The organism is Neobacillus drentensis (genome assembly GCF_036962765.1).
GTDB lineage: Bacteria > Bacillota > Bacilli > Bacillales > Cytobacillaceae > Neobacillus > Neobacillus drentensis_C.
On sequence record NZ_JBALOS010000116.1, the window covers coordinates 20,790 to 28,231 of the forward strand.

Annotated in this window: 9 protein-coding genes; 8 read left to right on the forward strand and 1 reads right to left on the reverse strand. The window is 36.6% G+C overall.

The genetic code is table 11. The features are described 5' to 3' along the window. A partial coding sequence (locus V7137_RS15065; RefSeq protein WP_335698840.1) for a zinc-binding dehydrogenase occupies positions 1–501 on the forward strand: 501 nt, incomplete at its 5' end. 42 nt (positions 502–543) lie between these two features. On the opposite strand, the gene V7137_RS15070 is transcribed toward V7137_RS15065, so the two are convergent. After that, positions 544–1,293, reverse strand: coding sequence for a MurR/RpiR family transcriptional regulator (locus tag V7137_RS15070; RefSeq protein ID WP_335698841.1), 750 nt, complete (start codon positions 1,291–1,293; stop codon positions 544–546). A gap of 176 nt (positions 1,294–1,469) precedes the next feature. On the opposite strand from V7137_RS15070, the gene V7137_RS15075 reads away from it, so the two are divergent. The 7 genes from V7137_RS15075 to V7137_RS15105 are packed head-to-tail and all read left to right on the forward strand — an operon-like array spanning position 1,470 to position 7,396. Further along, on the forward strand, positions 1,470–2,249 hold the full coding sequence (locus V7137_RS15075; RefSeq protein ID WP_420490133.1) for an SDR family oxidoreductase: 780 nt from the start codon (positions 1,470–1,472) through the stop codon (positions 2,247–2,249). A 36-nt stretch (positions 2,250–2,285) separates the two neighbouring features. After that, a complete protein-coding gene (locus tag V7137_RS15080) occupies positions 2,286–3,797 on the forward strand; it encodes an FAD-binding oxidoreductase (RefSeq protein WP_335698843.1) in 1,512 nt (503 codons plus the stop codon). 14 nt (positions 3,798–3,811) lie between these two features. Next, positions 3,812–5,242 (forward strand): FGGY-family carbohydrate kinase, encoded by a 1,431-nt coding sequence (locus V7137_RS15085; RefSeq protein WP_098933430.1) that lies wholly within the window; start codon positions 3,812–3,814, stop codon positions 5,240–5,242. Between the two features lie 15 nt (positions 5,243–5,257). Continuing rightward, complete coding sequence (locus V7137_RS15090) at positions 5,258–6,568, forward strand: MFS transporter (RefSeq protein ID WP_335698844.1); 1,311 nt, start codon at positions 5,258–5,260, stop codon at positions 6,566–6,568. Beyond that, positions 6,552–6,755, forward strand: a complete 204-nt coding sequence (locus tag V7137_RS15095) for a hypothetical protein (RefSeq protein ID WP_335698845.1) — start codon at positions 6,552–6,554, stop codon at positions 6,753–6,755. The genes V7137_RS15090 and V7137_RS15095 overlap by 17 nt, the downstream gene beginning before the upstream one ends. Next, positions 6,719–7,051: a hypothetical protein gene (locus tag V7137_RS15100; protein ID WP_335698847.1), complete on the forward strand. Its 333-nt coding sequence runs from the start codon at positions 6,719–6,721 to the stop codon at positions 7,049–7,051. Before V7137_RS15095 ends, V7137_RS15100 begins: the two co-directional genes overlap by 37 nt. Positions 7,052–7,072: 21 nt before the next feature. Next, positions 7,073–7,396 carry an MFS transporter gene (locus V7137_RS15105; protein WP_335698846.1) on the forward strand — a complete coding sequence of 108 codons (324 nt, stop codon included), beginning with the start codon at positions 7,073–7,075 and terminating at the stop codon, positions 7,394–7,396. The last annotated feature ends 46 nt before the right edge of the window (positions 7,397–7,442 follow it).

A 7,442-nucleotide genomic window follows, 5' to 3' on the forward strand; every position in this document is an offset into this window, starting at 1 on the left:
TTTCTTATTTCCTTTTTAATCGGGGCTACTCATACGGTTAATGTTGCAGAACAAAATGCAGAAGAAGCTTTAAAAGAGCTGACAGGCGGATTCGGTGTAAATTTCGCTATCGACTGCTCCGGCCACACAGGAGCGACAGAAAGTGCTTGGAAAGGAACAAGAAAAGGCGGTACCGTTGTGGTAGTGGGAGCTTTCAACCCAGCTATGGCACTCAATTTGCCAGCAGGAGGCTTCCATCGCGTCGGTAAAATACTGAAGGGCAGCTTTTATGGAGATACACAGCCTTATCGCGACTTCCCTATCATTGCCCAGCTTTATCTTGATGGCAAATTTATGCTGGATGAACTCGTCCTTGATCGTATCCAGCTAAATGACATTAATAAAGCATTCGACAGCTTCCATGACTGCAATTGCATCAACGTTGGCAGAACAGTGGTTGAGTTTTCATCACAAGAACAAAAGGAACTAGCAGATACGTCTGACAGTCTATTAACTATATAAAATAAGAAAACAGACCGTCTCATGGCCAGACGGTCTGTTCTTTTATTCATCCTTTTTTAATGCATCTCGTTCTGCCATTAATTTTACAATAATTTCTTCTATAAAAATAAAGAATACAGTTCGAGTTTTTTCATAAGGTAACAATTTTCCATTTTGAGCAGATTTGGTTAAGTAAAATATATTATCTACTTGTAAAGTTTGAGAATTGTCATATTCCTCCAAAATCAACAATATTTCAGCCCCTTTAGACTTTGCTCCGTTGAAAAGGTTTTCAAAAGAGGCGAATTTGCCGGTTACGGAAAAAACAATTAAAAGCGTGTCCTCATCCACTAAATGCTTCGCATGATCTTCTCCCTGGCTCACTAAAATATGTTTTCCAGAAACAAGAGCAAGCTTATAAGCAAAGTATTCTACACAAATAAAGGATGGACCCAATCCAAATAGCACAATTCTGTTGTACTTCTTATAAAGAGTTAAAAACTCATCCACTAATGTGGGGTCGAAATTATCTATAAAGTGTTTTAATCGTTCAAGCTCACTTGAAGTTTTTTTGTCTTCCTGAATGATTGGCTGACCGCCAAAAAATTGTTTATATTGTTTAAAACTTTCAAACCCAAGTTTTCTTACAAGTTTGGATACTTTTGAAGAAGACACATTACAATACTCAGCGGCCTCTAATATTTTTAAATGATCCTTTTCTTTAATAATTTCAGAAAGATTATTATGAACCGAAAGTTCCAGCTCATTTAATTTATTTAAATTAATATTTATGGTCTTTCCCTCTCTTCTCATTTTAGTGCTTAATGAAAGTATACCATAGTGGAAAATTTTCCACAATATAAATTTTTTTTTAAAAAAATAGAAAATTTTCTTAAGAATCCGTTTACATTTGGAGGTATTTATAGTAAATTAACGTTGTAAATAATAAAAACCATTTAAGAAGAGGGTTAAACATGAATACTCAAAAAATCGATATAAAAGATTTCTCAATGGATTTTTTTAGCTTAAAAGGAAAAGTGGCCATTATCACTGGAGGAAATTCAGGATTGGGGCAAGGCTTTGCCTTAGCGCTGGCAAAAGCAGGGGCAGACATTTTTGCAGTCAGCATCGCTGATGACAATGGTGAAACGAAAAACATGATTGAAGCAGAAGGCGTCCGGTACCATTTGATGATTGCAGACGTTACTCAAGAGGGTGCTTGTAAAAAAATTGCAGAAGAATGTATCAATACATTTGGAAAAATAGATATCCTCATGAACAACGCAGGCATTTGTATCAATGAACCAGATGTGACGAAGTTTACTCGACTTCAATGGGATAAAATGGTCTCAATCAATTTAACTGCAGCGTTTGAATTATCTCATGAAGTGGCGAAGTATATGATTCCACAAAAAAGCGGGAAGATCATTAATACTTGTTCCTTGTTTTCCTACCTTGGAGGTCAATGGTCACCTGCATATGCGGCAACGAAACACGGTTTAGCAGGCTTCACAAAAGCATATTGTGATGAATTAGCTCAATTCAATATTCAAGTAAACGGTATTGCACCTGGCTATTTTGCTACTGCCGTTACTGTAGAGACTAGAGCGAATCCTGCAGCCAATCAACGGATTTTAGATCATATTCCTGCCAATAGATGGGGAAATATCTCAGATTTAATGGGTACAGTTGTATATCTAGCTTCAAACGCTTCCAATTATGTAAATGGAACTCTCGTGAATGTTGATGGCGGATACTTAGTACGATAACGAAATATAGAAATCGATAAAAGGAGAAATGCTGCGATGGCGAATGAACAATTATTAAAAGAAGAAACTACGAAGATTAAAGAACAATTGTTAAAAGAATTAGAGGTAATTATTTCAATCGAACAAATTAATACCGATCATGAAGCATTATATGATGCATCTTCTGACCGATATAAAAAATATGCAAAAGCTAAAAAGGTCCTTGACGTTCCAATGCCAATGGCGATAGTATATCCACATTCTTCAGAAGAAGTACAGGCACTTCTGCAGTTCTGTAATGAACACAAGATCAATGTGATTCCTCGTAGTGGAAAAACAGCTACAGAAGGCGGTCTGGAAAACTGGAAAGAAATCGCTATGGTTATCGATGGGTCAAGAATGAATAATATCATTAAAATCGATCCATATAACATGCAAGCAACTGTCCAAGCAGGTGTAAAACTACAAACATTGGAAGATGAGCTGCGTAAAATTGGTTACACAACTGGTCACTCTCCACAGTCTAAACCAGTTGCACAATTTGGTGGATTATTGGCGACAAGAAGTATTGGACAATTCTCCACTTTATACGGTGCGATTGAAGATATGGTTGTTGGATTAGAATGTGTATTTCCAAACGGTCACATTTCTCGAATCAAAAATGTTCCAAGAAGAGCTGGAGGACCGGATATTCGACACATTGTCATCGGCAATGAAGGAACATTATGTTATATCACAGAAGTTACGGTGAAAATTTTTAAATACTATCCTAAAAACAATGTGTTCCATGGTTATTTATTAAAAGATGTTGATACGGGTATTAAAGTTTTAAGAGAAGTGATTACAAACGGTTTTAGACCATCTGTGGCACGTGTTTATTCTGAAGAAGACGCAAGACAACATTTCTCTCATTTCTATAAAGACAAATGTGTGTTGATTTTTATGACAGAAGGGCCAGCTGGTATTGTTAAGGCAACGAATGAAGCAATTGAAGAAGCGGTTGCTAAATTCCAAGATGGAATCGTTGAAAAAGTTGAAGACCAATTAATCGAAAATTGGTTTAATAACTTGAATTGGACGCAGGGACACATTGATCGTGAATTCCAAACAATGGTTGATCATCATAAGCATGATGGTTTTACAACGGAAGTATCAGCTGACTGGGAAAACATTACAAAGATTTATCACAATGTAATGAAAAGAGTTATGGAAGAGTTTGACAGAATTGAAGATATAACCATGCTTGGTGGACACTCATCCCATAGTTATCTAAATGGAACCAATATGTACTTTGTTTATAACTATAATATTAATTGTGCACCAGAGGATGAAATGAGAATTTATCATCATCCAATCCATTCCATTATTATTGAAGAAACATTGAAACTTGGCGGTTCCATGTGCCATCACCATGGTATTGGAAAATATCGTACCGAGTGGACAGAAGAAGAGCATGGATCTGCTTACTATATGTTAGAAAAATTAAAAGAAGCTTTTGACCCTAATGGCATCATGAATTTTGGTACAATCTACCCTCAAGAAGAGGGCATAAAATATATAAAAGGTTAATAAAAGGTGATTATATGAGCGGGTATGTAATGGGGATTGATAATGGCTCGCAAAGTACAAAAGTAGCCATTTATGATGTTGAAGGTAATGAAGTTGCTTTCGGATCTTTTCAATTAAAAGAAACTCTATCACCTGAGCCAGGGGTTGTCATCCATCCCGAAGATGATTTATGGGACAGTGTGTACGGAGCTATTAAAAATTGTCTAGCCCATTTTACTGGCAATCCTAAAGACATTGCTGGAATTGGACTTTGTACCATTAGATGTTGTCGTGTTTTATTAAAGGAAGAGGGCCATCTAGCTTATCCTGTGATAAGCTGGATGGATTCCAGACTTAACGAACCATATGTACATTCTGATGATCAAGTAAAGTATGTGACGACTACCTCTGGTTATCTAGGCTTTCGGTTGACAGGGGAATTTAAAGACACTGCTTCCAATTATGAAGTTCATTGGCCATTGGACCGTGAAACGTTGGATTGGTCGAAAGACGAGGAAGTATTTGAGGCAAATGGATTGCAAAGAGACATGGTATTTGATCTTGTAAAACCAGGCGAAAAGCTGGGAATGCTTAGACAAGAATTGGTCGAGGAGTTTGGTTTCCATCATGATATACCAGTAGTAGCGACAGCTAACGATAAAGCTGTAGAGGCGCTGGGTTCCGGAATTAAGGACGAAGGTACCATCATGATCTCGCTTGGAACATTCATTTCGTCCATGCTGTTACGAAATGAATTTAAGGAAAATGCCCTTAATTTCTTTCCAACGCTTGCATGTATTCCATTTAAATATGTTTATGAATCAAATGGAATAAGACGTGGTATGTGGACCGTGAGTTGGTTTAAAAAGCTGATTGGTGAAGAACTCGTTACAGAAGCAAGAAAACTAGGTGTATTGGAAGAGGAATACTTGAATATGAAAGCACAAGATGTTCCAGTCGGCAGTGACGGTCTGATTACCATTTTAGACTGGTTATCGACACCATCTATACCATATCGAAAAGGTGTCATGATTGGTTTTGATCAGCGCCATACAAAATACCATATATACCGTTCAATTTTGGAAGCGATTGCTTTTAATATTAAAAACAATATTGATGATATGTTAGAGGAAATAGACGTACAGTTAAATGATTTAGTCGTAATAGGCGGGGGCTCCAAAAGTGATGTGATAATGCAAATTATTGCGGATCTTTTTGGACTGCCAGTTCACAGACGTGCAGGCAGCAGTAGTGCGTGTTTAGGAGCTGCTATATGTGTCTGCCAACATCTATCGATTTACAAAGATTTTTATGAGGCTGCAAGTAAAATGGTTAAAACTCAACAAACGTTTATACCGAACCAAAAAAATCACGTACTCTACAATACCATTAACGATACTGTCGTTAAAAAGGTGAGAGTTCATACCGATGAAATTTTAAAACTATCTTATCCCATTTTTAGTTAAGAAAAGAGTGATTTTGTGGCAGTGAAAAATTATAAAAGGTATTTTCAATTTTTCCTCATTGTTTTAGCAGCAGGATCGATATTTCCACTTATCTATTTAAAAACAAATTATCAAGAAACGATTTTGGAAGTATACGGAATAACTCTTAAACAATTAAATGGCATTTTTTCCGTTTTAGGTGTGGCTTATCTTGTGGGATACTCTCCAAGTGGCTGGCTTGCTGATCGATTTTCCGCAAAAAAACTTTTATTCATTTCACTTTTGGTTTGTGGACTTACCGGACTATGGTTTGCTCAAGTTCCGAGCTATTCAATGGTTTTAGTGATATTTGGTATTTGGGGATTTTTTTCAGTATTCACCTTTTGGGCAGCTCATTTAAAACTTGTAAAGTTAATATCTAAAAAGGAAGAAGAAGGAAGATTTTTTGGTGCTTTAGATGGTGGCCGTGGATTAGTAGAGGCCATATTAGCAAGTATCGCATTATTTATTTTTACAAACGTTTTGGGAGACAGTACAGAATTGGTTCATAAGAAAGAAGCGTTACAATTTGTGGTTTACATGTACTCTGCTGCGCTTATTTTGGTATCCGTACTTATTTTATTTTTTGTTAAAGAAGACAAATCTTCTATTAAAAAAGAATCTTCTTCTAAAGCGGCAGAAACCAGTAAAAAAATTAATGTGAACGATTTCAAACAACTATTCAGTAATAAGTTCATATGGCTGCTAGGCGGCATCATATTTATGTCTTATATTGTGACCTGGGCCGTATATTATCAGGGTGGATTTTTACAAACGAACATCAAAATTGATGCCGCAACTGTAGGTGAAGTGACTGTATTAATGCTTTGGATGCGGCCGATTGGCGGGTTGTTAGGCGGATTTTTAGGTGATAAATTTGGGAAAAGCAGTATCCTCATGATCGCCTTAGGGTTAGCTGCCACTTTTTTAATTGCTATATCAATCTTACCAATTACGATGCCTCTCATTTACTTTAAAATCCAAGTCGTCATGATTGGTTTAATGATTTATACCATTAGAGGTCTTTACTGGTCGTTACTTGGAGATTGTAAGGTAGATGAAAAGATGCTCGGTCTGGCGATTGGAGTTGTATCCTTTATAGGCTATACACCTGATATTTTAATGCCTATCGTCAATATTGTATTGTTTAAAACATACGGACCTAACGGTGGATATAATGGATACTTCATCTTCTGTGCCTGCGCGGCTATCCTCGCTATCTTCATGACGTTAATCTTTAGAATGTCAGTAAAGAAGGAAGCTAGAAAATCAATTAAACCAGATGAACTCATTGCAAAAAATGCCTGAAATCGGCGAACCTTTATCCATTCTACACGTAGAACTTAGTGAACCAAAAGCGAATGAAGTTCTAGTGAAAATTAAAGCAACAGGTGTGAGCCACAGTGATTTAAACCGACTCCGCCGACACCAACAATTCTTGGACATGAGGGAGCGGGAATTGCTGAAGCGTTTGGGGCAAATGTCACCAACGTGAAAGTAGCTTTAAGCTGGGTTACATATTGCGGAACATGTGAAATTTGCGTGACCGGGGAAGTTCACTTATGCGATTCTGCATTCGGTCCAATGTTTGAAGGAATGCTGTTAGATGGTAATGTGAAGCCATTCCGTGATTTCCCCATCATTGCAGAAATGTATTTAGATGGGAAATTCAAACTGGATGAGCTCGTGTTGAATCGGATTGCCTTAGAAGATATTAATCATGCATTTGATTCTTTCCATGATTGCAATTGTGTAAATGTAGGAAGAGCAGTTATCGAATTTAACGATTAATTATTATAAAAAGCCATTCAAATGGAGGGTGTTAAAATTGAGGATTGTCAATTTAAACACTCTTTTTTTGGTGTAGCTATTACAGAAATTTTCAAAAGAGAAGTTCAGGCAAGAGCGAAGTCCATTTTATTTGTTGCTCAGTTAATAGGGTCGGCTATCACTTTATACTTTACTGGTTTAAAAGCAGATACTTGGGGCTGGCGCGTTATGTTTTATAATATTGGAGGCGTTGGTCTTGTTGTAACTCTATTATTAGCTAAATATTACAAACCGCCAAAAGTGATACAAACAGTACAAGATTGTAATAACATTCCCAAAATACTAATGAAGGCGATGTTAATGTAAAATCAAAAGACATTATGGTAACCATAACATTATTTTATTGATATTC

Excerpts from the sequence above, each read along its gene's own strand:
- V7137_RS15070 (WP_335698841.1), bottom strand. The coding sequence starts at position 1,293 with ATGAGAAGAGAGGGAAAGACCATAAATATTAATTTAAATAAATTAAAT.
- V7137_RS15080 (WP_335698843.1), top strand. The coding sequence starts at position 2,286 with ATGGCGAATGAACAATTATTAAAAGAAGAAACTACGAAGATTAAAGAA.
- V7137_RS15085 (WP_098933430.1), top strand. The coding sequence starts at position 3,812 with ATGAGCGGGTATGTAATGGGGATTGATAATGGCTCGCAAAGTACAAAA.
- V7137_RS15105 (WP_335698846.1), top strand. The coding sequence starts at position 7,073 with ATGGAGGGTGTTAAAATTGAGGATTGTCAATTTAAACACTCTTTTTTT.